This window comes from Acinetobacter genomosp. 15BJ, assembly GCF_000400715.1.
In the GTDB taxonomy this organism is placed as follows: Bacteria; Pseudomonadota; Gammaproteobacteria; order Pseudomonadales; family Moraxellaceae; genus Acinetobacter.
In genome coordinates this window covers 87261-88306 of record NZ_KE007349.1, presented here as the reverse complement: position 1 = coordinate 88306, position 1046 = coordinate 87261, and the positions used below count along the sequence as shown (strand labels likewise).

Below are 1046 nucleotides of genomic sequence, written 5' to 3'. Positions count from 1 at the left end.
TAGTTGGTGCTACCATCTGGATTGGTCGATTGTGTCACCACCATATTGTTGCCTTCGGTGACGGTGGTTTTCGCTGCGACAGCTGCACCACGAACCGAATCAATTGCATCGTGGATATTGCCTTTTCCAGTATTCCCCACATTGGCTGTCGTGATTGAACCGTCTGGATTCAGTGCGGTTTCACCACCAATCGAGTTTTTAACGCTGTCCGCAATACCGTGTAGCTGACCACCATTCACTGCATCTTTTGAAGCTGCTGCAATTGTGCCATCAGCCACACCGCTGATTTTGCCTGTCGCGCTATCAATATTGACGTCACCGACTTGAACTGAATCAAATGACACATCATCCGCTGTTGCCACTTCATAGATGGTTTGTCCATCATCACCCACACGACTTTCAACCGTCATGTTCTTGCCCGCCTCAACTTCGGTTTTCGCTGCTGCAGTTTCACCTTGAATCGCATCGGCAACGGTATCGTAGCCTTTGTCATTCACTGTGAATGGACCATTCAGCTTACCGCCTTCATTGGTCACACCACCACCCAAGATATCTCCAGTTGAAGTCATGCTGTCATTGAGCTGCCCACCATTCACCGCGTCTTTTGAACCTGCTGAAATTGAACCATCTGCAATATTGCTGATTTTGTTACCTGCCGCATCAATCCCTGACTTAGTGATACTTGGACCATTGGCAATAGTGACACCATCCGTGTTTATGACGGTATCTCCCGCGGTCACGCTATCCACTTTCAGGTCTTTATTTAGACCGTATTGGATGGTGTTGCCATCTTTGGTTACAGTCAGATTTTCTTCGCCTTCAACCGTACCAATATCAACGGTATCCGTTGCTTTGATTGCACCTGTATTGGCACCATTGCTTTGTAGATTCCAACCTTTGTCTAACTCACCTATCGCATCACCAACATTGGTGACTGTTTCTCCATTCACGGTATAGCTTGGTGCAGTCACGGTGCCATCTGGATTAACAACTGAACCGCCGCCTAATGCATCAGAGACGCTCTTGGCTGTGCCTGCCAGTTGGCT

Annotated in this window: 1 pseudogene; it reads right to left on the bottom strand. The window is 48.1% G+C overall.

From position 1 onward, the window contains the following. Positions 1-1046, bottom strand: a pseudogene (locus F896_RS0120065) (hypothetical protein); the annotation flags it as partial.